Source organism: Paenibacillus flagellatus (genome assembly GCF_003217775.1).
Lineage (GTDB): Bacteria > Bacillota > Bacilli > Paenibacillales > NBRC-103111 > Paenibacillus_AB > Paenibacillus_AB flagellatus.
The window spans coordinates 264,660-289,945 of record NZ_QJVJ01000004.1 but is presented as its reverse complement, the minus strand read 5'-3'; the positions used below and the strand labels follow the sequence as shown (position 1 = coordinate 289,945).

Here is a 25,286-nt window from a genome sequence, read left to right as displayed (position 1 = left end):
AAACGACGAGGACCCCGCCCATCCGGAGGTCCTCGTCGCTTATTCGCCGGCGGGGCCGGACGGATAAACTTGTTTTGTGCGAATGGCGGTTGTGATATAATACTAACGTTGCTCGTCCAGGCAAGCGCTTCACAATCGTCGAAGGAGTGAAATCGATGTTCAAATTAAGCGAAATCAAGGAATTGATCAAGCTGGTCGATTCGACCACCGTACAAGAGCTCGAAATCGAAAACGAAGGCTCGCGCCTTTTGATCCGTAAACCGAATAAAACCGAATCCGTCGTCGTCGCGCATGCACCGGCTCCGCAATCGTACATACCCGTCGCTTCGCATCCGGTGTCCGCGCCCGTCCAGACGGCCGCCGCTCCTACCGAAGCGGCCGCAGCGCCCGCCCCTGCCGCGAAAGCGGAAGCCGATGCCGGCTACCACAAAATTACGTCGCCGATGGTCGGCACGTTCTACCGCGCTTCCGCGCCGGGAGCCGCCCCGTTCGTCAACGTGGGCGACCGCGTGAACGAGAAGACGACCGTCTGCATTCTCGAAGCGATGAAGCTGATGAATCCGATCGAAGCCGAAGTGAAGGGCGAAATCGTGGAAATATTGGCCGAGAACGGCCAGCTGGTCGAATACGGACAAACCTTGTTCCTGGTGAAGCCGGAATAACTGGAGGAACGAACGACATGAAGTTTCATAAAATTTTGGTGGCCAACCGCGGCGAAATCGCCGTGCGCATCATCCGCGCCTGCCGGGAGCTGGGCATTTACACGGTGGCCGTCTATTCGGAGGCCGATCGCGACTCGCTGCACGTCCGGCTGGCCGACGAAGCGTACTGCATCGGCCCGACCTTGTCGAAGGACAGCTACTTGAACTTTACGAATTTGCTCAGCGTGGCGACGCTGACCGACTCGGACGCGATTCATCCGGGTTACGGTTTTCTGGCCGAAAACGCCGATTTCGCGGAAATTTGCGAGCAATGCAACATTACGTTCATCGGACCGTCCCCGGAAGCGATCAGCAAGATGGGCGACAAAGCCGTGGCGAAGCAGACGATGAAAGACGCGAACGTGCCGGTCATCCCCGGATCGGACGGTCTGATCGAGGATATGGAGGAAGCGGTCCGCGTCGCCCGGGAGATCGGGTATCCGGTCATCATCAAGGCGACGGCCGGCGGCGGCGGGAAAGGAATCCGCATCGCCGAGGACGAGGAATCGCTGATCCAGCAAATCTCGACCGCGCAGCAGGAAGCGCAAAAGGCGTTCGGCAACGCGGGCGTTTACTTGGAAAAATATTTGACGGGCATGAAGCACGTCGAAATTCAAATATTGGCCGACAAGCACGGCAACGTCGTCCATTTGGGCGAGCGCGACTGCTCCGTGCAGCGGCGCAGACAGAAGCTGATCGAGGAGGCGCCTTGCCCGGTGCTGACGCCGGAGACGCGCGAGGCGATGGGCCAGGCGGCGGTACGGGCGGCGCAAGCGGTCAACTATTCCGGCGCCGGCACGCTCGAATTTTTGCTCGGTCCCGACGGCAGCTTCTATTTCATGGAGATGAACACGCGCATCCAGGTCGAACACCCGGTTACCGAAATGATTACGAGCATCGATATTATTAAAGAGATGATCCGCGTCGCCGAGGGCGAGCCGCTCCCGTTCAAGCAGGAGGACATCCAGTTCGACGGCTGGTCGATCGAATGCCGGATCAACGCGGAAGACCCGGAGCGCAACTTCATGCCGTCGGCGGGACAAATTCAGTTTTATTTGCCGCCGGGCGGTCCGGGCGTGCGGGTCGACAGCGGCGCCTATCCGGGCTATACGATATCGCCGCACTACGACTCGATGATCGCGAAGCTGATCGTCTGGGCGCCGACCCGCGACGAGGCGATCGCGCGCATGCGCCGGGCGCTGTCCGAATTTGCCGTCGAGGGCATTCATACGACGATCGGCTTTCATCTGAAACTATTGGAACATAAAAAGTTTCAAGCCGGTACGTTCGACATCAAGTTTTTGGAAGAGCACGACGTGAACGATCCGACCTCGTGACGGCCTTTGCGGCGTCCCGTATCGTTTGTCATAAAAATGGCAAAATGGTATAGTAATAGTATAGACGAGACGTCTAGGAGGTGTAGCACGCATGAGCACGTTGGCTACGGATTACGAGAAAACGGACATCGGTACGATCCAGATCGCTCCCGAAGTGATCGAGGTCATCGCCGGCCTCGCGACCGTCGAAGTGCAAGGGGTGGCGGGCATGAGCGGCGGATTCGCCGGCGGCATCGCCGAATTGCTCGGCCGCAAAAATTTGTCCAAAGGCGTGAAAGTCGAAGTCGGTCAGCGCGAAGCGGCCGTCGACGTATCGATCGTCGTGGAATTCGGCCATCGCATTCCCGAAGTCGCTAGCGCCATCCAACGCAATGTGAAGCAAGCGATCGAATCGATGACCGGGCTGTCGGTCGTCGAAGTGAACGTACATATTCACGACGTCCAGTTCAAGGCGCCGGATAAACAATTGCCAGAAGAAGAAGATACGGCGGTACAGCGCGTGAAGTAACGGCTCGCTCGTACCGGGGAAGAGGGTTGTCCGGCGTCGGACAACCCCGTTTTCCTGTTAATCGCGGAAGGGGACGGACCAGCGTGATCAAAGTATTGGACCGGTTGCTGCTCTTTTTGTATACGCTGATTATCGGAATCGGCGTCGTCTTTTTTTTGGTCGCCTCGTTCGGCTGGCTGCCGATCGAATCGGCCGAAAACTTCGTGAGCAATTTGTATTACGAAGGCTCTACCGCTTATCCGGCTATCGCGATCGGACTGTTCGTGCTTCTGGCGACGTGCCGGTTTTTCTACGTCTCGGTGCGCCGCGGGCGCGGTCAAGTTCCTTCGATCGATCAGCGGACCGACGTGGGCGACATCCGCATCTCGCTCGAAACGGTCGAAAATTTGTCGCTGAAGGCGGCCGGGCGCGTGCGCGGCGTCAAGGATTTGAAGGCGCGGGTGTCGGTGAACGACGCGGGGCTCGACATCGTGCTGCGGGCCGTCGTGGACGGGGAGAGCTCGATTCCGGAGCTGTCGGAGGAGATGCAGCGTTCGGTCAAGAGCCACATCGAGGACATTACCGGCATTCCCGTCGCGAACGTGTCCGTCTTCATCGCCAACGTCATGCAGTCCTCCCACACGTTTAAAAGCAGAGTCGAATAGAGGTGGCTTGCGCCAATGTGGAACGAGCTGTGGGAACGGCATAAGGGCCGCCTGATCGGCGTCGCCTCGGGGTTGTTGCTCGGCATCATTTATTTGATCAGCGGGTTTTGGGACATGTTGATCTTCGCATTCATCGTGGCGGTATGCTTCTACGCGGGCGGCAAGTTCGACGCGGGCCGTTTCCGGCTGAACGCGGACGAGTGGCTCGGCAAAATAAGCAGGCTGGCGGATCGTTGGAAATGGTTTCGGTAACGGCGGAAGGCGGTTCCCTTCGGAAACGGCCTTCTTCTGTTTTGTTTGCACCCTTTTATGGTAATATTGTACGCATAGACGTTCGGACATAAGTCAGGAGGATGATCCCCGCGATGAAGCGAAGATTGGCCAGGGAAATCGCGTTGCAAAGCTTGTATACGATCGATATGAACGAGGTGCCTCCGCAGGTGGCGATCGAAACCGTGCTGCACGAGGCCAGAACCGACAACGAAGCCGAGCTGGCCGTCGGCGACGGGGGCGTGGCGAGTACGCCGTATTTGACGGACTTGGTGGAGGGGACGTACGCCCGGCGCGAACAAATCGACAAGACGCTCAGCGTCTACTTGACCGGATGGAAGGTGGATCGGCTGTCGAAGGTGGACCGGCAAATTTTGCGTTTGGCCGCCTACGAGATGCTGTTCGGCACCGAAGTGCCGCCGAAGGTCGTCGTCAACGAGGCGATCGAGCTGGCGAAGCGGTTCGGCTCGGACGAGTCCGGCAAGTTCGTCAACGGCGTGCTGGGCAAAATGATCAAGGAGCTGGACGCGATCAAGAGCGAATACGAGACGGCCGGCGAAAACCGGTAACGGCCGACGTAGCCGCCTGTAGCGGTATATTTTGCATGGGGAGGAACGAGCGGTGGCGAATCAAGTCATTAACGGCAAACAAATCGTAAGCGATATACGGGGGCAATTGAAGGAAGAGATCGACGCGCTGGCGGCGGAAGGATTCCGTCCGGGCCTCGCGGTCGTGCTCGTGGGCGAGGATCCGGCGTCGGCCGTCTACGTCCGCAACAAGGCGAAGGCGTGCGAGCAGGTCGGCATTTATTCCGAGGTGCACCGGCTGCCCGCGGAGACGAGCCAGGCCGAGCTGCTCGAGCTGGTGGACAAGCTGAATCGCGACGCGAACATCCACGGTATTTTGGTTCAGCTGCCGCTGCCGAAGCATATTTCGGAGGATGCGGTCATCGACGCGATCGCGGTCGAGAAAGACGTGGACGGCTTCCATCCGATCAACGTCGGCAATTTGTCGATCGGCAAGCCGAGCCTGCTGCCGTGCACGCCGGCGGGCATCATCGAGATCATCAAGCGGACGGGCGTGACGATCGCCGGCAAACGGGCCGTCGTCATCGGGCGCAGCAACATCGTCGGCAAGCCGGTCTCGATGCTGCTGCTCCGCGAGCATGCGACGGTCACGATATGTCACTCCCGCACCGCGAACATGAAGGAGCTGTGCCGCGAGGCGGACATCCTCGTCGTCGCGATCGGCAAGCCGAAGTTCGTGACGAAGGAGTTCGTGAAGCCGGGAGCGGTCGTCATCGACGTCGGCATCAACCGGCTCGAGGACGGTTCGCTCGCCGGCGACGTCGATTTCGACGACGTCGTCGATACGGCCGGGCCGATTACGCCGGTTCCGGGGGTCGTCGGGCCGATGACGATTACGATGCTGCTCGCGAATACGGTGCAGGCGGCGAAGGCGCTGCGGAAGTAAGCGGCGGGACGGGGAGAAGCGGTTCGATGCGCAATCAAGAGAAAGTGATGTCCGTCAAAGATTTGACGCGCTACATCAAGATGAAGCTCGAGGGCGACTCGGTGCTGCAGGACGTCTGGGTGCGCGGCGAAATATCGAACTTCACGCATCATTCGAGCGGTCATATGTATTTCACGCTGAAGGATGCGGACAGCCGAATCAAGAGCATCATGTTCGCCTCCAACAACCAACGGCTCGCCTTTATCCCGCGAGACGGGACGAAGGTGATCGCGAGAGGGAACATATCCGTGTTCGAGCGGGACGGGCAGTATCAGATGTATGTGACGCATATGCAGCCGGACGGCATCGGCAACCTGTTCCTCGCGTTCGAGCAGTTGAAGAAGAAGCTGGGGGACGAGGGGCTGTTCGCGGCCGAGCGCAAGCGGCCGATTCCGAAGTTTCCGCGCGCCGTCGGCGTCATTACGTCCCCGACCGGAGCGGCCGTCCGCGACGTGCTGACGACGCTCCGGCGCCGGCACCCTTCCGTGCCGGTGCTGCTCTATCCCGTACTCGTGCAGGGGGCGCAGGCGGCCGCTTCGATCGCCCGCGCCATCGAAGCGATGAACCGCCACGGCGAGGTCGACGTACTGATCGTCGGCCGCGGCGGCGGCTCGCTCGAGGAGCTGTGGGCGTTCAACGAGGAGATCGTCGCCCGCAGCATTTATGCGTCGACGATTCCGGTCATTTCCGCCGTCGGCCACGAAACCGACTTTACGATCGCCGATTTCGTCGCCGATTTGCGCGCGGCCACGCCTACGGCCGCCGCGGAGCTGGCCGTGCCGCACCATTTGGAGCTGAGGCAGCATATCGCGCACTTGTCGCAGCGGCTCGTCAAAGGCTTGTCCGCGCAGCTGACGGTGAAGCGGGAGCGGCTGAACCGGCTTCGCCGCTCGCCGACGCTGACGCAGCCTCGCCGGCAGCTGCTCGAGCCCGCGCAGCGGCTCGACCGGCTGCGCGAGCGGCTCGAATACCGGCTGCGACAGCGGCTGTCCGCTTCCCGGGAATCCGCCATGAGGCTGGAGCGGAAGCTGGCGGCGCACAATCCGAAGCAGCAGCTCGATTTCGCGAAGAAACGCGTCGACGTATCGCGCCATCAGCTGGTGCAGTCGATGCAGGGGATCTTCAAGGAGACGCGCCACCGGTGGACGGCGCAGCTTCGCCAGCTGGACGCGCTCAGCCCGCTCAAGGTGATGCAGCGCGGATACAGTCTCGTCTACGACGAGAAGGAGAAGCGGATCATCAAGTCGATCGAGCAAGTGCAGCCGGGGGACTTGGTCCGCATCCGGCTGACCGACGGGAAGCTCGACTGTCACGTATGGGGAATGGAGGAGAACGGGGATGAACAGCGGAAAGGATGACAACGCGGTCAGCTTCGAAGAAGCGATGGACAAGCTGGAGCAAATCGTCGCCAAGCTCGAAAGCGGGGACGTGCCGCTGGAGAAGGCGATCGAGCTGTTCCAGGAAGGAATGGCGCTGTCGCATTTGTGCGGGCAAAAGCTCGAGCAGGTGGAGCGCAAAATCGAAACGCTGCTGGAGGAAAACGGTACCTTCGTGAAAAAGCCGTTCCAGCCGGCCTCCGACGAAAGGGAGAACTGATCTTCATGTCTTATCCGTCCATAACGGACTACATCAAGAGCCGGGCGGCGCGGGTCGAGGAGGAGCTGGCGCGCTCCCTTCCCGGCGAATGGAACGTGCCGCAGGCGCTCCGCGACGCGATGGGCTATTCGCTCATGGCCGGCGGCAAGCGGATGCGGCCGATTCTGCTTCTCGCCGCGGCCGAAGCGTGCGAGGGGTCGGTCGAGGCGGCGCTGCCCGTCGCCTGCGCGGTCGAAATGATTCATACGTATTCGCTCATTCACGACGATTTGCCCGCGCTCGACAACGACGATTACCGCCGCGGACGGCTGACGAACCATAAGGTGTACGGCGAAGCGATGGCGATTCTGGCCGGCGACGCGCTGCTGACGCATGCGTTTTACGCGGCGGTACGGGCGGCCCGGCTGCACGGCGTACCGGCGGAGCGGGTGCTCGACGTCATCGAGGAGATGTCCGTCCTCGCCGGTCCCCGCGGCATGGTCGGCGGCCAAGTCGCCGACATGCAGGGCGAGCAGGGGATCACGAAGCTCGAGGAGCTCGATTATATCCATCTGCACAAGACGAGCGACCTGATCGTCTTCGCCCTGAAGGCCGGCGGACGAATCGGCGGCGCGTCGGAGCCGCAGCTTCGGGCGCTGGAAACGTTCGGCACGAATATCGGCCTCGCGTTCCAAATTCAGGACGACATTCTCGACGTCGTCGGAGACGAGACGAAGCTCGGCAAGGCGGTCCGAAGCGACGAGAAAATGCAGAAGGTGACGTACCCGTACTTCCTCGGCATCGACGCTTCCCGCCGCAAGGTGGAGGAGCTGACGGCGATCGGCAAGGAAGCGATCGAGCGGGCGGCTTTCCCGCGGCCGGATCGGCTGCTCGAGCTGGCGGATTTTTTGATGCGGCGGGACCATTAACGGAAAGCGCACGAAGGCGGACGCATGGCGTACCGTCTTTTTGGGCTTCCTTTACCTGCGGCGGACGATCCGCCCGTCCCGCCGCGCTCTTCCATTCGAGGCGCACGGTTCCATTGAGGGGCGAATCGCGTATATGCTATAATGAGGGCTAGACGCGAGTGGCGCAGTATTCTAGTCGGTCTACCATTTCCGAGGGCGGGCCTAAAAATTCGCCAAAGGGCACATCGATGAAGTTCCTGGTGTTGGCTTTCGACGCCCAGTCGGGGGCTGATGCTGGGAGTTAAGGTCGTAGGGCGATCCACAATGGCATGTGGGCGTTGACCCTGCTTCCGCGGAGGCCCAAGTTCGTGTCCGGATGCGTCACCGTGCGCCGGGGCACGGCTTGGGGTATGAACCTGCAACGGCGAGTCTCACCTGACTTTTTAACATGGAATCGTTATTCCGTTATTCGTCTAAAACGACTTGTGTGCAGCGTAGCCTGCCTTGAGTGGGGCCGGGGGGGAGTGCGGAGAGGGTTTTGCCCCGACGGGCAAGAACTACAGTAGGCTTTTGTTTTTCAGGCCAAAAAAACAGGAGCCCAATGCCGTGCGAAACCCGTCCTGCAAAAGAGGCTAGGAAATGGTTTCAGGACTGCCGGGGAAAACTCCTAGACTGTTCGCCCGTCCGACAAGCGAGGCTTCTTGGGGATTATAGTGTGGACTAAGTGGTAATCCAGTCTGATGACCGGCGACGGCAGCAAGGCGGGGGTAAAGGGAAACCGCCTTTTCGGCGACGAGAAGGAGCTCCGCCTGGGAAAACCTACTGGACCTAAGCCACAGCGTTTACTCAAGAAGCCGCCACTCGTTCCGAGTCGCAGTGCGGATCCGAGCGGTAACGAAGGGAACCGAGCCGCGAAATATGAAATTTTCGTTGAAAAGCTCCGTCAAATGGAGTATTTTAATATTTTGCGTGACGTACATATTGTCGAGCATGTTCACCGTCGCTTCGACGGCGATGCTGGAGGGCGTCGCCTGGGGAGTCGGCATGCTCATCGTGCTTGCGCTCGTGCTCGTCGGCATCGTGTTCGACATGTTGGGGCTCGCGGCCGCTTCGGCGAACGAAACGCCGTTCCACGCGATGGCGTCCGAGCGGGTACCGGGCTCGAAGCAGGCGATCTATATCGTACGCAACGCCGATAAATTTTCCAACTTTTGCAACGACGTCATCGGAGACATCGCAGGAGTGATCAGCGGCGCAGCCAGCGCGCTCGTCGTCCTGAAATTGGTGGATTCGATGGAAGCGGGCCATACTATATGGAAAACCGTGACGAGCGTCCTGTTCACCGGGCTCGTGTCGGCGACGACCGTAGGCGGCAAGGCGATGGGCAAATCGTTCGCGATTCATTACGCGACCGACATCGTGCTTGCCGTCGGCAAAGTGTTCCATTTCCTGGAGCGTCGGTTCGGCATCCGACTATTCAACGGACGCAGGAAAAAGTCGAACGGAAAGCGAGGACATAAACGTGCTCCTAAATCAAATTGACAGCCCGGCCGACCTGAAAAAGCTGACCATTCCCCAGCTCGAAACGTTGGCGAAGGAAATTCGCGGCTTTCTCATCGAAACGCTGTCCAAGACGGGCGGCCATCTCGCCCCCAATCTCGGCGTCGTCGAGCTGACGCTTGCGCTTCACGCTTTTTTCGACAGCCCGAGGGACAAGTTTATATTCGATGTCGGTCATCAATCCTACGTTCATAAAATATTGACAGGGCGCAAAAACCGATTCGACACGCTTCGCAAGTACAAAGGCTTGTGCGGGTTCGTGAAAATGTCGGAAAGCGAGCACGACGTCTGGGAGGCGGGCCACAGCAGCACGTCGCTGTCCGCCGCGATGGGCATGGCCGTCGCCCGCGATCTCAAAGGCGAGAACAATAAAATCGTCGCGATTATCGGCGACGGCGCCTTGACCGGAGGGATGGCGCTCGAAGCGATGAACCATATCGGACACGAGCGCAAAAACATGACGGTCATCCTGAACGACAACGAAATGTCGATTGCGCCGAACGTCGGGGCGCTTCATAATTATTTGACGAAAATCCGTACCGACAAGCATTACGCCAAGGCGAAGGAAGAAGTCGAGCATCTGCTCAAAAAAATTCCGGCCATCGGCGGCACGCTCGCGAAAACCGCGGAGCGGGTAAAGGACAGCCTGAAATATTTGCTCGTCTCGGGCGTCTGGTTCGAGGAGCTCGGGTTCAAATATTTCGGTCCGGTCGACGGGCACAACTTGACGCAGCTGTTCGAAACGCTCAAGCAGGCCGAGAAAGTAAGCGGTCCCGTCCTGATTCACATCATTACGGTCAAAGGAAAAGGGTACCAGCCGGCGGAAGCCGACTCGCATACGTGGCACGGCGGAGGTCCTTACAAGATTGAATCCGGCCAATTCGTGAAAGTCGTCGGCCCTCCGATGTACACGGAAGTGTTCGGCAAAACGCTGATCGAGCTTGCGGAGAAGGACGACCGGATCGTCGCCGTTACTCCGGCGATGCCGGGAGGCTCCGGCTTGCTGCCGTTCGCCGCCAAATTTCCGGAGCGGATGATCGACGTCGGCATCGCCGAGCAGCATGCCGCGACGCTGTGCGCGGCGCTCGCTCTGGATGGGATGAAGCCCGTATTCGCGGTTTATTCCACCTTCATGCAGCGCGCGTACGATCAGATCGTGCACGATATATGCCGGCAAAATACGAACGTCGTCTTCGCCATCGACCGGGCCGGCTTCGTCGGCGCGGACGGGGAGACGCACCAGGGCGTGTACGACATCGCCTTTATGCGCAGCATCCCGAATATGGTCATGATGATGCCGAAGGACGAGAACGAGCTGCGGCATATGATGAAGACGGCCATCGACTACGACGAAGGACCGATCGCGGTTCGCTATCCGCGCCTGAACGGTACGGGCGTCAAGATGGACGAACCGATGAAGCCGATTCCGATCGGCACGTGGGAAACGGTTCGCGACGGCGAAGGGTTCGCCATTTTGGCGGCCGGCGCTCCGATGCTGGAGCTGGCGGCGGGCGCCGCCGAGCTGCTCAAAACCGAAGGAATTCAGCCGCGCATCGTCAATGCGAGATTTTTGAAGCCGTTGGACGAGAACATGCTCATGGAGCTTTACGAAGGCGGATACAGCTTGCTCACGCTGGAGGAGGGCGCCGTCCGCGGCGGCTTCGGCAGCGCGGTGCTGGAATTTTTCGCGGAGCGCGACCTTTACGGCGTGAAGGTGAAGCCGATCGGCATCCCGGACTATTTCGTCGAGCACGGCAGTCCGAAGGAGCAGCGGCAGGAGGTCGGACTTACGGCCGAGCGGGTCGTCGCCGAGCTGAAGGCGATGCTTCCCCGCAAACGGCAGCGGGCTTGATGCCGCACGAATGAAGACGGCGGTCCCGAACCGCCGCAGTAGGAGCGAATTCATGTCTTCCACGAAGGAACGACTCGACGTGCTGCTCGTCGAGCAAGGATTTTACGACAGCCGGGAAAAGGCGAAGGCCGCCGTCATGGCCGGTCTCGTGCTGGCCGACGGGGAACGGATCGATAAAGCCGGGACGAAAATTTCCCGGGAAGCGAAAATCGTCGTCAAAGGGGCCGTCCACCCTTACGTCAGCCGCGGCGGATTGAAGCTGGAGAAAGCGATCCGGACGTTCGGCATCGACTTGAACGGAGCGGTCATGATCGACATCGGCGCTTCCACCGGCGGCTTCACCGACTGCGCGCTCCAAAACGGCGCCTCGTGCGTGTACGCGGTCGACGTCGGCTACAACCAGCTCGACTGGAAGCTGCGCAACGATCCGCGCGTCATCGTCATGGAGCGGACAAACTTCCGGTATACGCAGCCGTCCGATTTGCAGGGACCGGTGCCGACATTCGCTTCCATCGACGTGTCGTTTATCTCGCTCAAGCTTATTTTGCCGCCGCTGCGGGCTCTGCTTGCGGCGAACGGTGAGACGGTCGCGTTGATCAAGCCGCAGTTCGAGGCGGGGCGGGAAAACGTCGGCAAAACCGGCGTCGTCCGCGATCCGGCCATCCACCGGGACGTGCTGCGCACCGTCCTCGACTTCGCCGCCGAGGCCGGCTTCGGCTTGAAGGGACTTACCTTCTCGCCGATTACCGGCGGGGAAGGGAACATCGAATTTTTGGCTTGGTTTGCGGTCGATCCGGCCGACCCGGCGATCGTACCGTCGACGGATCGGATCCGTCTGATCGAAGAGACGGTCGCGGCCGCCGGCGAGACGTTTGCTTAAATCGGTTACCGCTTCTGGCGAAGCACGCCATGAACTCATCGGACGGGATGAGTTTATTTGCGCTTCTAACCTAATTCCTGATCAAAGGAATTATCGATCCCCCTCTTTCCCCCTTCGCCAAGGGGGAGGACTTGGGCGCTGCCGCCCCAAGACCCCGGCATATTTGGTGGGATCGGCGGGATTGCGGCACGTTTAGCCGTGGATCGCTTGCCGTATTCGAATAGGCTCGTTTCGCGAGCCCATTCGAATACCCGCTTTCGGTTGCAGGTTCCATGGAACGGCCCGCCGGCTGCGCGGAGGGGCGAGCGTTTCCTTCCACGCGAGTAGGGAATCGGCTCATGACTTCGTCATGAACTTTCCTTCGAGCGGGGCGGGGGACTGGATAAGCCGTTTGATCGGCTTATCTTCGTCAACTTTGTTGCTTACTTTTTCTCTCCGTCCGACAGGATTTTCCGCCCGCGACTCGAATTGTTCCCGTGGAGGGATGACGCATGAGACCCGGAGATACGTTCGTCGTGCTGCTGCTGATCGGTGTCGCGATCTGGTGGTTTTACATACGCGGCCGGCATTGGTATCATAAACCGAGACCGTCGCTCGCGATTCCGCAGCAGGACGACATCTACGTGCCGTCGGAGGATGCGGTTCGTCTGCTGAACGAAAGAGGGTACGAAATCGTGGCCGGCAAGACGAGACTGCCCGTATACGTGACGCTGGACGGGGAGGAAACCGAAAGCCGCTTGTTCGTCGACGCCTACGTCATGAAGGGGGACGAGCTATACATCGTCAAGCTCGCCCGGGAACGGCAGCCGCTCGAAATGACGGCGAGCGCGATCCGCGACCGGCTGCTCGTCTACAGCCTGCTCTACCCGGAAGCGGCCGGCGTCCTGTACGTCGACCCGGAGACGCGCTCCATCCGGACGATTACATTCGATATCGAAAGGGAAACGGGATAAAAAACGGGAGGAACCTCATGAAAGCCCAACGGCATTTCAAAATAAGGGAAATCATTACCGGACAGGAAATCGAAACCCAGGACGATCTGGTCGAAGAAATGCGCAAAGCCGGCTATCCGGTGACGCAAGCGACCATATCGCGCGATATCAAGGAATTGCAGCTCATCAAAGTGCCGCTGGAGGACGGACGGTACAAATATTCGATGCCGGCCGAGCAGCGCGTCAATCCGCTGCCCCGGCTGAAGCGGGCGCTGGCCGACCATTTCGTCCACATCGACCATACGGACAATCTGGTCGTCATGAAATGTATGCCGGGAACGGCCAACACGCTCGGCTCGCTCATCGACAGCTTGGAATGGACGTCCATCATGGGAACGATTTGCGGCGACGATACGATTTTGATCATATGCCGGACGAAGAAGCAAAGCGCGGACGTCGTCCAGCAATTTCGGGATATGCTCGGCTAACGGGGGAACAGCGGCTGTCGATTCAAGCGGGAGCGGATCGGCAGTCTCATTTTGCCGACGATCGGCGGGAGGGGATAAGGCATGCTGACGGAATTGACCATTCGTAATTTAGCCGTCATCGAACACGTAACCGTTTCGTTCCGAAACGGTTTTTCGGTATTGACGGGGGAAACCGGCGCGGGGAAATCGATTATTATCGACGCGCTCGGGCTGATCGCGGGCGGGAGAGGCTCGGCCGAGCTCGTCCGGTACGGCTGCGAGAAGGCGGAGATCGAAGCGGCGTTCGAGCTGCCGGCCGGACATCCGGTACGGGACGTGCTGGCGAGGCTCGGCATCGAGTCGTCCGAGGACGAGCGGCTCATCATTCGCCGCGAGGTGTCTTCGCAGGGGAAAAGCTCGAGCCGGATCAACGGCCAGCTCGTCAACTTGACGATGCTGCGCGAGGCGGGCGAATGGCTCGTCAACATTCACGGCCAGCACGAGCATCAATCGCTCATGAAGACGGAGGCGCATCTGCATTGGCTCGACTTGTTCGACGCCGAGCGGATCGAGCCGGTGCGGACGGCGTACGAGCAGGCGTACGACCGGTACGCGCAGCTGCGCAAGGAGCTTCGCCATCTCGAGGAATCGACGAAGCAAGCGCTGCAAATGGCCGACCTGTATCGATTTCAAATCGAGGAAATCGGCTCGTCCAAGCTAAAAATCGGCGAAGATGAATCGTTATTGGAAGAAAAGCGCAAGCTAGCAAATGCTGAGAAGCTGTTTCAGAACGTGGCGGACTCTTACGACGCTTTATACGGTTCCAAAGGACTGACGGCGATATCGAAAGCGATTCAACGGCTAACCGACGTGGCGGGCGTCGATCCGGCCCGGTTGAACCCGCTGCTCGAGCAGATGCAGTCGGCTTATTACCAGCTGGAGGATGCGGCGTTCCAGCTTCGCGATTACCGGGACGGCGTCGAGTTCAATCCGGAGCGGCTCGCCCACATCGAGGACCGGCTCGACCTGATCTCGACGCTGCGCCGCAAGTACGGGGACAACGTTGCCGAGATTATCGCGTACGGGGAGCGAATCCGGCAGGAGCTGCAATCGATCGAGAACAAGGACGAGTCGATCCGCCGGATCGAAGCGGAGGCCGACAAGGAGAAGGAGCGTCTGCTTACGCTCGGCGCCAAGCTGTCCAAGCTGCGGCAGGAGGCCGCGAAGCGGTTGGCGAAAGGAATCGAGGCCGAACTGAAGGCGCTCCATATGGAACGGACCCGGTTCGAGGTGCAGTTTCGCCAGCTCGGACTCGGGGGAGAGCCGGGAGAAGCGGCGGTTTCCCGATCGGGCCTCGACGACGTCGAGTTTCTCATCTCGGCGAACCCGGGGGAGCCTCTGCGCCCTCTGGCCAAAATCGCCTCCGGAGGCGAAATGTCCCGGATCATGCTGGCGATGAAGGCCATTTTCGCCCGCGTCGACCGGATTCCGGTGCTCGTCTTCGACGAAGTCGATACGGGCGTCAGCGGGCGGGCGGCGCAGGCGATCGCGGAGAAAATGTCCGAGCTGTCGCGGCTTTGCCAAGTATTCTCCATTACGCATTTGCCGCAGGTGGCCTGCATGGCCGATTCGCATTACGCGATCCGCAAGCAGGTGCAGGGCAAGCGGACGTTCACGTCGGTCGAGGACGTCCGAGGCGACGAGCGCGTGCGGGAGCTGGCTCGGATGCTCGGAGGCGTCGAGGTGACGGAGACGACGTTGAGCCATGCCAAGGAAATGATCGAAATGGCCGATGAAAAGAAAATGAACGCCAATTCGTGAACGATCCGGCTTACGGTGGCATCATTTTCAGTTATAAAACGAATGGGGCACGGTTACCTTATAGGTACGCAATCGGCGAACCCGCCTAGTCAGGCAGCTATGCGTAAAGGAGCGTGATCGAAATTGGGTTCCGACAAAAGAAAAAGATTGATGGGTCTTATTCTCGTCTTCTTCGTTTGTTTGGGTTGCATTTCCACTCCTTTTCAATGCTTCGCATCGTTCCCCGACGAATTACGATTGTTTACCGGACAAGGGCGCGAGCTTCGGCTGTCCATGCCGGTGCACGCCCAGGTAACCGTCGATCCGGACATCGTCAAGGTGAACGGAGTCGCCCGCCATTCGTTTCAGGTCGATTTGAACCGGCCGATTTCGCTCGAATCGAACCATAGCGGCGAAACGAAGCTGCAGCTTCGGCTGTTCGGCAAAATTCCGCTGAAGACGGTTCGGGTTAACGTCATGCCCGATTTGAAGGTCATTCCGGGCGGACAGACGATCGGCGTCAAAATCAAGTCGGACGGCATCATGGTCGTCGGCCACCACCTCGTCACGGTCGCACCGGACAAAAAAGTGTCGCCCGGCGAAGAGGCGAAAATCCAAATCGGCGATCTGATTACTTCCATCGACGGAGCTTATATTAACGACGTCACGAAGGTGGCGGACATCGTCAAAAAGGCGGGGGAGCAAAACAAGCCGCTTGCGCTGAAAATTCGCCGCAACAATCAACAAATCGATGCGGAAATACGGCCGGCTTTCGATACGTTCGACAAAGCGTACCGGCTCGGGCTGTATATTCGCGACTCGGCCGCCGGCGTCGGCACGCTGACGTTTTACGCGCCCGATCAAGGCGTATACGGCGCGCTCGGACACGTCATTACCGATATGGATACGCAGACGCCGATCTCGGTGGGCGACGGTCAAATCGTGCATTCGAACGTCACGTCGATCGCCAAAAGCCAGAACGGCGAACCGGGGGAGAAGCGCGCCCATTTCTTCAACGAGAGCAAGGTGCTGGGCAATATCGAGAAAAATACGTCGTTCGGCATATTCGGCAAGATGTACGACGCTCCGGATCACGGCTTGGCGAAGGAGGCGATTCCGGTCGCGTTCGCCGAAGAGGTGAAGGAAGGGCCGGCGCAAATTTATACCGTCGTTTCGGGCCAGAAGGTCGAAAAGTTCGATATCGAGGTCGTCCACGTCTCGAAGCAGGACTTCCCCGCGACCAAAGGGATGGTCATCAAAATTACCGATCCCCGTCTGCTCGAAAAAACGGGGGGCATCGTTCAAGGGATGAGCGGGAGCCCGATTATCCAAAACGGCAAAATGATCGGCGCCGTAACGCACGTCTTCGTCAACGACCCGACCTCCGGGTACGGCTGCTTCATCGAGTGGATGCTGCAAGACGCGGGCGTCGTCCTGAATCCGAACGAAAAACAAAATCTTAAGGCCGGTTAAGGTGCCTTAAGGTTTTTCGTTTTTTGTCGAACGTTTGGGTTTTATGGAGAAATTTTTTATTATAGATGATTTATCCAAAAAAAGATACAAAAAAATTTTTCGACAGAAGGAAAATTAGAAGTCGTGTCGAAAACATTAAGGAGTGGAGTAATCTACCAACACTTTCTGTACGACAATGAAGGAGGATATGATGTTGCAAAAGATTGAAGTTCTACTCGCCGATGACAACCGGGAATTTACGAACCTGCTCTCCGAATTCATTTCCGAGCAAGACGACATGGTGGTGGCAGGCGTCGCCTATAACGGCAACGAAGTGTTGTCGTACATCGAGCAAAACAAAAAAGTACCGGACGTACTCATCCTCGACATTATTATGCCCCATCTCGACGGATTGGGCGTTTTGGAAAAGCTTCGCGAAATGAACCTGAACCCTCAGCCGAAAATCATCATGCTGACGGCGTTCGGTCAAGAAAATATTACGCAAAAAGCGGTGCAGCTCGGCGCATCGTACTATATTTTGAAGCCGTTCGATATGGAAATTTTGACGAACCGCATCCGTCAGCTCGTCTCGAATTCCAGTCCGATGACGTCGTCGATCGCTTCGAAGCCGAACGTCGTGCCGATCACGAAGGGCAAAAATTTGGACGCCAACATTACGAGCATCATTCACGAAATCGGCGTGCCCGCCCATATTAAAGGCTACCAATATTTGCGGGAAGCGATTACGATGGTGTACAACAATATCGAAATTTTGGGAGCCATCACGAAAACGCTTTATCCCGCTATCGCCGAAAAATATAAAACGACCCCGAGCCGCGTAGAACGAGCGATCCGCCACGCGATCGAAGTCGCTTGGACGCGCGGGAACATCGACAGCATCAGCCACTTGTTCGGCTACACGATCAACATTTCGAAGTCGAAGCCGACGAACAGCGAATTTATCGCCATGGTGGCCGACAAGCTGCGTATCGAGCATAAGGTGAGCTGAAGCCCGGGAACGGATGGATGAACCGACCAATACCGCTTCTTAGTGGGGATTCCTTAACCCATTAAGAGCGGTATTTTTGTGGTCGATTCGGCGTCCGCTTATCGAGACTGGCGGCGTAAAAGACATCGGAGAGGAGCATGGGGGTTTTGGGTCAAATCGTAAAAGAAGGAACCGATCAACCTTTATATATCGCGGGAATCGGTGCCTCCGCAGGCGGGCTGGAGGCGTTGGGCACCTTGTTGGACCATACCCCGTCGAATACCGGAATCGGCTTTGTCGTCATTTTGCATTTGTCGCCGAACCACAAAAGCTTTATGGCCGAATTGCTTTCTCGGCATACGTCGATGGAAGTTATCGAAATCCGGGAAGACGTCGTGGTCGAGCCGAACAAAGTGTATGTCATGCCTCCGAAAAAATCGTTGGACATTCGCAACGGCAAGCTGATCTTGTCGGAGCAAGAGGACACCAAGAAAAATATGCCGATCGACCGTTTTTTTTACGCATTGGCCGAAGACCAAGGCTCGAAAGCGATCGGCGTCATCCTGTCCGGGACAGGCAGCGACGGATCGAAAGGAATTGAACGAATCAAGGAAAAGGACGGGACGGTCATCGTCCAGCACGAGTCGTCGGCCAAATTCGACGGGATGCCGAAAAACGCCATTTCGACCGGGCATGTCGATTACGTCATATCGGCGGACCGAATCGGTCGAGAAATCCAAAGCATCGCCCGGGCGGATCGGCACGAGTTTTTATCGCTTGCCGACCCGTTCGAGCCATTCGAGGAAGATTTGGCGGCAATCTTATCGAAGCTGAAAGAGTCCGTCCATATCGATTTCACGTTTTACAAGCGGAGCAGCATCGTTCGGCGGATCGAGAAGCGGATGGCGGTCAACCGGATATATACGACGAAGGACTATGTCCGCTATCTTCAAGAAAGCCCGGACGAAGCGCAGAAGCTGAAAAAGGATTTGTTGATCGGCGTCACCTCGTTTTTTCGCGATCCGGAGGCGTTCGAAGATTTGGCGACCGAAGTCATTCCGCTCATAGCCGAAAACAAAAAAGAAGAACGGGAGATTCGCATTTGGACGGCCGCCTGCTCGACCGGCGAGGAGGCGTACTCGCTCGCGATTTTGTTCAGGCGCTACATGGACAAAACGAAAAAAACGTTCAATATCAAAATTTTCGCGACCGATCTGGACGAACAGTCCATTGAGCAAGCGAGCCAAGGGGTGTACTCGGAAAACGAGATTCAATCCGTTCCCGAAGACGTTCGCCACGACTATTTCGTGAAGACGCAAAACGGGTATCAGGTCAAAGAATCGATCCGAAAAATGATCGTTTTCGCACAGCACAATATTTTGAAAGACCCGCCCTTCATCAACCTGGATTTGATCACGTGCCGAAATATGCTGATTTACCTGCAAACCGAATCCCAGCAAAAATTAATGTCGCTGTTTCATTTCGCCTTGAATCAAAAAGGCTTTTTGTTTCTCGGCTCCAGCGAAACGATCGGAAAGTCGCAGCTCTTTCATTCGGTCAACCGAAGATGGAGCATATACCGGTACCGGCAAAGCAAAAGCATGTCGAAAATGCTCCACTTTGAAGGCCCGATCAACAATAGGCTTCACGTCATCCGGAAAAAAAGCAGCATTCCCGAAATCGGGATGCCGAACCATACGTACGATAACATAGGCATGGCCATTTTGAGGGAATATATTTCTCCGCTCGTCGTAATCGACGAACAGTATCAAATGATTTATTCCAGCGGCCCGATCAACAATATTGTAAGGCTGCCCCAAGGAGAGCCGACCAATCATATCCTCAAGCTGCTGCCGGAAGATTTGGGGGTAGCCGTACGCGCGGCCATTCATAAAGTGCGTCGCGAGAAAATCGAAGTGTTTTATCACGATATCAAGCTGTTCGACTCCGCGAACGGCGTCAAATATATCAATCTTCGGGCGAAGCCGTTCAGCTATAACGGGCATCACGATCTTATCCTTCTGTTTTTCGAAGAAATCGGGCAGAAGTCGGCCCATTATCAAATCCGGGAGCATTCCGATTCCAACAGCGACCTGATGAAGCGAATCGACGAGCTGGAGCTGGAGCTGCAGCATACGAAGGAATATTTGCAAATTACGCGGGAAGAGCTGGAGACGTCCAACGAGGAATTGCAATCGACGAACGAGGAGCTCATCGCCGCTAATGAAGAGCTGCAAAGCTCCAACGAAGAGCTGCAGTCGTTGAATGAAGAATTGATGACCGTCAACAACGAATATCAAGAAAAAATCGAGCAATTGACCGAGCTGACGGACGATATGGACAATTTGCTGATCAGCACGAAAATCGGGACCGTGTTTCTGGACAAGCAGCTCTGCATTCGCCGGTTCACGCCTACGATCACCCGGGAAATCAATTTGATCGAGGTGGACATCGGGCGCCCGATCGGCCATATTACGCACAATTTCAAATACGGCTCGCTCATGACCGATGCGCAGTAAGTCCTTACCCATTGTATCGCGATCGAGAAAGAAATCGAGAGCTTGGACGGACACTGGTATTCCATGAGAGTGCTGCCTTATTTGTCGAAGTCGAAACATTTGGACGGCGTCGTCATTACGTTTAACGACATTACCGACCTGAAGCATTTGAACCAGCACCTTCAGCTGCTTTCCTACGCGATCGAGCAAAGCCCGATCGGCATCGCCATCTTCAACGTCAAGGGCGAAGCGGAATACGTGAACCCGAAAATGGTCGAGCAAACGGGTCGTACGCAGGACGAGCTGTACGGAATCCGGCTAGAAAATTTGTACCCCGATTCGTTCAACGAGCTTCATGCGAACATTTGGGCGAAGGTCAAGTCGGGAGAACGATGGATCGAGGAGCTCGAGAACACGAGAAAGAACGGGGATCCGTACTGGGAACGGGTGACGATTTTGCCTATTACCGATCGGCATGGAGACGTCATTCACTACCTCCGCATGTCCGAAGATATTACGGATCGGAAAAAAACCGAGAGCTTGCTGATGGAGTCCGAGATGCTGTCCGCGGTCGGGCAGCTGGCGGCCGGTATCGCCCATGAAATTCGCAATCCGCTGACGGCGTTGAAGGGGTTCAATAAGCTGATGCAGGCGGGCGCGCCAAATTCGGCCTACCTCGATATTATGGACTCGGAGCTCGACCGGATCAATACGATCGTCAGCGAGCTACTGTTTTTGTCGAAACCGCGGTCGGTCGAGTTCGAGGATAAAAATATTATTTCGATCATCCGCGACGTTTGCAGCCTGCTCGAAACCCAAGCGATCATCAACAATGTGGAAATCGTGAAGCAGCTGGAAGTGGAAAAGTATACGGTTCGATGCGTCGAGCACCAGTTGAAGCAGGTGTTCATCAATCTGGTCAAAAATGCGATCGAAGCGATGCCGAACGGCGGGAAAATAACGATCAGCGCCGAATTGATCGATTCCTCGATCCTCATCGGCATCCGGGACGAAGGCCACGGCATTCCGGACAAAATCCAAGCCAAAATCGGTCAGCCGTTCTTCACCACGAAAGAAAAAGGAACCGGGCTCGGACTGATGGTCAGCCAAAAGATCATTCAAAATCACGACGGTAACATGACGATCCGCAGCAAAATGAACGAAGGAACTGTCGTGAAAATACGATTGTAAATCCAAAAGCCGATTCCGCGAAGGAATCGGCTTTTTTCGTCGGTCGGACCCGCATCAGCTCGTCTGCAGCGTATTGTTGATCTTCGACTTGCCTTTGATTTCTTCCATCCAAGGCCCGGCAAGCTCCTGGATTTCTTGCGATACCAGCGTTTCCTTGATGTCCGCTTTTTTCTCGTCCAACGTCGGGGTAGCGGCCGCCTTCTTGTCGGTCACTTTGATGATGTGGAAGCCGTGCTCCGATTGAACGACACCGCTCATTTCGCCTACGTTCAGCGCGAATGCCGCGTCCTCGAATTCTTTCACCATCGCGCCGCGCGGGAAGTAATCGAGATCCCCGCCCTTGTCCTTCGAACCGGTATCGGTCGATTTCTCTTTCGCGAGCTGGGCGAAGTCGGCTCCGGCTTTCAGCTGGGTCAAAATCGCTTCCGACTCTTCCTTGGTCGCGACCAGGATGTGGGACGCCTTCACTTGCTCGGGTGTCGACATCGCTTCCTTGTTTTCGTCGTAATACTTCTGGATCTCCTCATCGGTCACGTCGGTTTTCGATTCCAGCAGCTTTTTCAGCCGTACCTGCATCGGCATTTGCTTTTTCAAATCGTCTTGGGTCATGCCGTACTGCATCAGCATCATCTGGAATTCTTCATCGGACGAAAACTGCTTCTTGAACGATGCGATTTCGGCGTCGAGATCGGCGTCGGTCACCGTGATGCCGGCTTTGTCGGCCTCCTGCTTGACGAGCTCCTCATTGATCAGGTTGTCCAGCACGCGGGAGCCGCCGTTCAAAATCATTTCGTCGTACAGCTTGTTTTTGCCGATATCGGTGCCGTTCACCGTCGCCACGACGACGTCCTTTCCTTCTCCGCCGCCTTTCGTGAAGGCGTAGACGGAAACGCCGGCCAGCAGGACGAATAGAACGAGGGAAACCCCCATCCACGCTTTGCTCTGTTTCATTCCTATAACCCCTCTCTGCTATGGTTAGGTGATTGAATTCGTGCCGATTTTCAAACTATAGCAGATATGCCGGTCCGAAACCTTAATTTCAGATAAAAAACGGACAGGGACGGCGGGATCTGGAAAATGATGTCGGTTTATCCAAGGATGGCCCGAAGTTTACTGCGAGTATTAATCGGTTTGCGTGGAATGATGAACGATCTTGTCCGATGTTCACAAAATATTGATCGGATCGTGACAAGAAGTGACAAACACCGACGAAACGATCGTATTATAATGTATCTTATGATAAAGCCTAGGAAGGAAAGAGGAATGAAATCGAATGAACGCGGTATTGTTGGAGGAAGCGGAAGCGATCGAGCAGCTACGTTGCGATTTGGTGGCGCTGGCGATGGAAAAAGGAACGTTCGCCGACGATTCGGTGCTTGAGATGAGCCAGCAGCTCGACGAGTTTTTGGTACAGTTCATTAAGCTGCAGCTGGATCTCAAATAAGCAAGCGTACATATACAAGTTTATCGCCGGATCATCGGTTTGCCGGAAAAACCCTCCGCATCGGCATGCGGAGGGTTTTTCGCGTTGTCCGCATGGGAGGGAAGCAAGTTGACCAGACTATAGGAAATGGAACAATCCATCAACGATGCGGGGGGACCGTTTATGGGAGCAACATCCGTTATGGCCGCGGTCGCGATCGAAGGAACGGTACGCTCGGACGTCAATACGAAAAGACTGCTCCGGTCGCTGCAGCCGGGCGAAATCGCCTTGATTCGCCACGAGGATTTGGACGATGCGGCCGCGGAAGGATTGCTGCAGGCCGGCGCGAAAGCCGTCGTCAATGCGGCGAAAACGCTGACGGGATCGTTTCCGCATGACGGCCCGATGTGCTTGCTGCGCGCCGGCGTGCCGATTTACGAGATTGCCGACGCCCATTTCGAAACGATTCCCGACGGAACCGTCGTCTCGATCCGGGACGGGCTTCTTGTCGGCCGGCATATCGTAATACCTTGCGCGGCATTTACATACGAGCGGATGGCCGACCGCTTGTCGGCGGCCGAACGGAACTACCCGGACGCGCTATTCGACTTTGCGCACAATACGATCAAATTCGCCGAACGGGAGCTCGCGTCCCTGCTCGCCCCCGTCGCGATGCCGGAGCTGCGCAAGCCGGTCAAGCACCGGCCCGTGCTGATCGTATCGCGGGGGAGAGGCTACAAGGACGATTTGGCGGCGCTCCGCGATTATATCGCCGAAGCCCGTCCGGTCCTGTTCGGCGTCGACGGCGGGGCCGACGCGCTGCTGGAGCAAGGGTTGCGTCCCGACGTCATTATCGGCGATATGGACAGCGTGTCGGACGAGGCGCTCCGGTGCGGGGCGCAGCTGCTCGTACACGCATACGCCGACGGCCGGGCACCCGGCATGGATCGGATCGCCGAGCTCGGCTTATACGCCGATGCCGTGGCGGTGCCGGGGACGAGCGAGGATGCGGCGATGCGGATCGCATACGGGCATCACGCCGAACGGATCGTAATCGTCGGGGGGCACGTCCACCCGATCGATTTCATGGAGAAAGGCCGCGGCGGAATGGCCAGCACCCTGCTCGTGCGGATGCTGCTCGGGGACAAGCTGGTGGACGCGCGCGGAGCGGGGTTATGGCTGCAGCCGAGGAAGCGGCTGCTGCATCGGGTGCCGGAAAGGGCGAACGTTGCGGAAGGAGGAAGAGGAGGATGAGCGGACTGTCCGTATCGATCGTCGTCCCGGCATGGAATGAAGAGCGCTCGATCGGCGCGACGCTCGAAGCGCTGCACCGCATTCGCGCGGATGCGGGCGGGGCGCCGCTGTGGAGCGAGCTGATCGTCGTCGACGACGGCAGCGATGACCGGACGGCGGAGGAAGCGGCGCCGTGGGCGACCGTTGTCGTCGAGCACGACCGGCGAATGGGTAAAGGCGCGGCGATGCGCACCGGATGGAGCCGGGCGAAGGGCGACGTCGTCCTGTTCGCCGATGCGGACTTGGAGCACTCGGCCGTTTATTTGGCCGGACTGCTCGACCCGATCCGGAGCGGGGAAGCCGACATGACGATCGCCCGGTTTTCGGCGCCGGCGGCGAACGGCGGATTCGGGCTCGTCAAAACGTTCGCCCGCGGAGGCATTTACCGGCTGACCGGATTGCGGCTCGAAGCGCCGCTGTCGGGCCAACGGGCGATCCGAAGCGAGCTGCTCGGGCGAATGAACCGGCTGCCGGAAGGGTTCGGCATCGAAGTCGGCATGACGATCGACGCCGCCCGGATGGGATTCCGCATCGCGGAGGTGCCGCTGCCGCTCAGCCATCGGGAGACCGGCAGGACGGTGCGCGGCTTCGTGCATCGCGGCGGACAGCTGCTCGCCATCGGCCGGACGATGCTGTCCCGGCTGAGGAGGACGGCGCCGTGACGGAGCGGCTGGCGCTGCTGGCGGCGCTTGCCGCGATCGGACGGATGGCCCTTCCGGCGACGATCCGGTTTTTGCTCCGGCACCGGCTGACGTCGACGAATTATGCGGGGGACGTCATCCCGACCGGCACCGGGGCGCTATTGGCGGTATTGGCGGCGTCGTTGTACGGCTCGGCCGCCGCTCTGCACGCGATCGGGCTCGTCTCGGCGGATACACTCCGAAGCGTCGAAACGGAGATGGCCGCGTATATGCTCGTATTCGCCGTCGGATGGACGGACGACTTGATCGGCGATCGGTCGGTGAAAGGGTTCGGCGGTCATTGGAGAAGCTTCCGCGAGACGGGAACGCTGTCGACGGGGGCGCTGAAGGCGGCCGGCGTCGGCTTGGCGGCGCTTTGGATCGTTCGCGGCGGGACCGTTTGGTGGGAGGCGGCGGTCGACTGGGCGACCATCGTCTTGTCGGCGAATGCGCTCAACCTGCTCGACGTTCGTCCGGGGCGGGCGTGGAAAATGTTTTATGCGGGGGCGGCGCTGCTCGCGATCGCCGATCCGGCGTGGAGCCGCAGCGTCTGGCTGCTGCCGGGCGCCGCCGGAGGAGCGGCTTTGTTCGGCGGCGATCTGAAAGGGAAGCATATGCTCGGGGACAGCGGCGCCAATCTGCTCGGCTTCTCGCTGGGCTGCTCGATCGCCGGCGCGGCGCCGTGGTGGCTGCAGACGGGGGCGTTGATCGTCCTTGCCGCCATGCACCGGACGGCCGAGACCGGCTCGATAACGGCGTGGATCGAGCGGCACAAATGGCTTCGATGGTTCGATCGGCTCGGCCGCGCATAGCGC

At 58.1% G+C, this 25,286-nt stretch carries 24 protein-coding genes and 1 pseudogene; 24 read left to right on the top strand and 1 reads right to left on the bottom strand.

The window, feature by feature from the left end; all coding sequences use genetic code 11:
- The first annotated feature begins 155 nt into the window (after positions 1-155).
- From accB to DLM86_RS32980, 20 genes and pseudogenes are all read left to right on the top strand, one after another.
- Positions 156-662, top strand: a complete 507-nt coding sequence (gene accB, locus DLM86_RS10985) for an acetyl-CoA carboxylase biotin carboxyl carrier protein (protein WP_110840050.1) — start codon at positions 156-158, stop codon at positions 660-662.
- Positions 663-679: 17 nt separating this feature from the next.
- Positions 680-2,038: an acetyl-CoA carboxylase biotin carboxylase subunit gene (gene accC / locus DLM86_RS10980; RefSeq protein WP_110840049.1), complete on the top strand. Its 1,359-nt coding sequence runs from the start codon at positions 680-682 to the stop codon at positions 2,036-2,038.
- Positions 2,039-2,129: 91 nt separating this feature from the next.
- Entirely contained in the window at positions 2,130-2,546 is a 417-nt protein-coding gene (locus DLM86_RS10975) for an Asp23/Gls24 family envelope stress response protein (RefSeq protein ID WP_110840048.1), read from the top strand.
- An 83-nt stretch (positions 2,547-2,629) separates the two neighbouring features.
- Entirely contained in the window at positions 2,630-3,190 is a 561-nt protein-coding gene (amaP, locus tag DLM86_RS10970) for an alkaline shock response membrane anchor protein AmaP (protein WP_110840047.1), read from the top strand.
- 15 nt (positions 3,191-3,205) lie between these two features.
- A complete protein-coding gene (locus DLM86_RS10965) occupies positions 3,206-3,442 on the top strand; it encodes a DUF2273 domain-containing protein (RefSeq protein ID WP_110840046.1) in 237 nt (78 codons plus the stop codon).
- A 113-nt stretch (positions 3,443-3,555) separates the two neighbouring features.
- On the top strand, positions 3,556-4,029 hold the full coding sequence (nusB, locus tag DLM86_RS10960; protein WP_110840045.1) for a transcription antitermination factor NusB: 474 nt from the start codon (positions 3,556-3,558) through the stop codon (positions 4,027-4,029).
- A 52-nt stretch (positions 4,030-4,081) separates the two neighbouring features.
- Positions 4,082-4,933, top strand: coding sequence for a bifunctional methylenetetrahydrofolate dehydrogenase/methenyltetrahydrofolate cyclohydrolase FolD (folD, locus tag DLM86_RS10955; protein WP_110840044.1), 852 nt, complete (start codon positions 4,082-4,084; stop codon positions 4,931-4,933).
- 26 nt (positions 4,934-4,959) lie between these two features.
- Positions 4,960-6,330, top strand: coding sequence for an exodeoxyribonuclease VII large subunit (gene xseA / locus DLM86_RS10950; RefSeq protein WP_110840043.1), 1,371 nt, complete (start codon positions 4,960-4,962; stop codon positions 6,328-6,330).
- Entirely contained in the window at positions 6,311-6,568 is a 258-nt protein-coding gene (gene xseB, locus DLM86_RS10945; RefSeq protein ID WP_110840042.1) for an exodeoxyribonuclease VII small subunit, read from the top strand. The genes xseA and xseB overlap by 20 nt, the downstream gene beginning before the upstream one ends.
- 5 nt (positions 6,569-6,573) lie before the next feature.
- Positions 6,574-7,476 carry a polyprenyl synthetase family protein gene (locus DLM86_RS10940; protein ID WP_110840041.1) on the top strand — a complete coding sequence of 301 codons (903 nt, stop codon included), beginning with the start codon at positions 6,574-6,576 and terminating at the stop codon, positions 7,474-7,476.
- 897 nt (positions 7,477-8,373) lie between these two features.
- A complete protein-coding gene (locus DLM86_RS10935) occupies positions 8,374-8,997 on the top strand; it encodes a hypothetical protein (protein WP_110840040.1) in 624 nt (207 codons plus the stop codon).
- Positions 8,978-10,867 carry a 1-deoxy-D-xylulose-5-phosphate synthase gene (gene dxs / locus DLM86_RS10930; RefSeq protein ID WP_110840039.1) on the top strand — a complete coding sequence of 630 codons (1,890 nt, stop codon included), beginning with the start codon at positions 8,978-8,980 and terminating at the stop codon, positions 10,865-10,867. Before DLM86_RS10935 ends, dxs begins: the two co-directional genes overlap by 20 nt.
- A gap of 52 nt (positions 10,868-10,919) precedes the next feature.
- Entirely contained in the window at positions 10,920-11,747 is an 828-nt protein-coding gene (locus tag DLM86_RS10925) for a TlyA family RNA methyltransferase (RefSeq protein ID WP_110840038.1), read from the top strand.
- Between the two features lie 491 nt (positions 11,748-12,238).
- Positions 12,239-12,700 carry a hypothetical protein gene (locus DLM86_RS10920; RefSeq protein WP_110840037.1) on the top strand — a complete coding sequence of 154 codons (462 nt, stop codon included), beginning with the start codon at positions 12,239-12,241 and terminating at the stop codon, positions 12,698-12,700.
- A 17-nt stretch (positions 12,701-12,717) separates the two neighbouring features.
- Complete coding sequence (ahrC, locus tag DLM86_RS10915) at positions 12,718-13,167, top strand: transcriptional regulator AhrC/ArgR (RefSeq protein WP_110840036.1); 450 nt, start codon at positions 12,718-12,720, stop codon at positions 13,165-13,167.
- 81 nt (positions 13,168-13,248) lie between these two features.
- Entirely contained in the window at positions 13,249-14,967 is a 1,719-nt protein-coding gene (gene recN / locus DLM86_RS10910; RefSeq protein WP_110840035.1) for a DNA repair protein RecN, read from the top strand.
- Between the two features lie 123 nt (positions 14,968-15,090).
- Entirely contained in the window at positions 15,091-16,419 is a 1,329-nt protein-coding gene (spoIVB, locus tag DLM86_RS10905; RefSeq protein WP_425453956.1) for a SpoIVB peptidase, read from the top strand.
- Between the two features lie 193 nt (positions 16,420-16,612).
- On the top strand, positions 16,613-17,407 hold the full coding sequence (gene spo0A, locus DLM86_RS10900) for a sporulation transcription factor Spo0A (protein WP_110840249.1): 795 nt from the start codon (positions 16,613-16,615) through the stop codon (positions 17,405-17,407).
- A gap of 137 nt (positions 17,408-17,544) precedes the next feature.
- Positions 17,545-20,412: pseudogene (locus DLM86_RS10895) on the top strand (CheR family methyltransferase); the annotation flags it as partial.
- On the top strand, positions 20,386-21,075 hold the full coding sequence (locus DLM86_RS32980) for an ATP-binding protein (protein ID WP_342773078.1): 690 nt from the start codon (positions 20,386-20,388) through the stop codon (positions 21,073-21,075). The pseudogene DLM86_RS10895 and the gene DLM86_RS32980, both read left to right, overlap by 27 nt.
- 54 nt (positions 21,076-21,129) lie before the next feature.
- Here the strand turns inward: DLM86_RS32980 and DLM86_RS10890 are convergent, their stop codons facing one another.
- Positions 21,130-22,026, bottom strand: a complete 897-nt coding sequence (locus DLM86_RS10890; RefSeq protein ID WP_110840034.1) for a foldase protein PrsA — start codon at positions 22,024-22,026, stop codon at positions 21,130-21,132.
- 322 nt (positions 22,027-22,348) lie between these two features.
- Here DLM86_RS10890 and DLM86_RS10885 point away from each other — a divergent pair, with 322 nt between their 5' ends.
- The 4 genes from DLM86_RS10885 (at position 22,349) to DLM86_RS10870 (ending at position 25,283) form a co-directional block, all read left to right on the top strand.
- Entirely contained in the window at positions 22,349-22,519 is a 171-nt protein-coding gene (locus DLM86_RS10885; RefSeq protein WP_110840033.1) for an aspartyl-phosphate phosphatase Spo0E family protein, read from the top strand.
- Positions 22,520-22,681: 162 nt separating this feature from the next.
- Positions 22,682-23,752 carry a putative cytokinetic ring protein SteA gene (gene steA / locus DLM86_RS10880; RefSeq protein ID WP_146250196.1) on the top strand — a complete coding sequence of 357 codons (1,071 nt, stop codon included), beginning with the start codon at positions 22,682-22,684 and terminating at the stop codon, positions 23,750-23,752.
- Positions 23,749-24,453 carry a glycosyltransferase family 2 protein gene (locus DLM86_RS10875; RefSeq protein ID WP_110840031.1) on the top strand — a complete coding sequence of 235 codons (705 nt, stop codon included), beginning with the start codon at positions 23,749-23,751 and terminating at the stop codon, positions 24,451-24,453. Before steA ends, DLM86_RS10875 begins: the two co-directional genes overlap by 4 nt.
- Positions 24,450-25,283, top strand: coding sequence for a hypothetical protein (locus DLM86_RS10870; protein ID WP_110840030.1), 834 nt, complete (start codon positions 24,450-24,452; stop codon positions 25,281-25,283). Before DLM86_RS10875 ends, DLM86_RS10870 begins: the two co-directional genes overlap by 4 nt.
- The last annotated feature ends 3 nt before the right edge of the window (positions 25,284-25,286 follow it).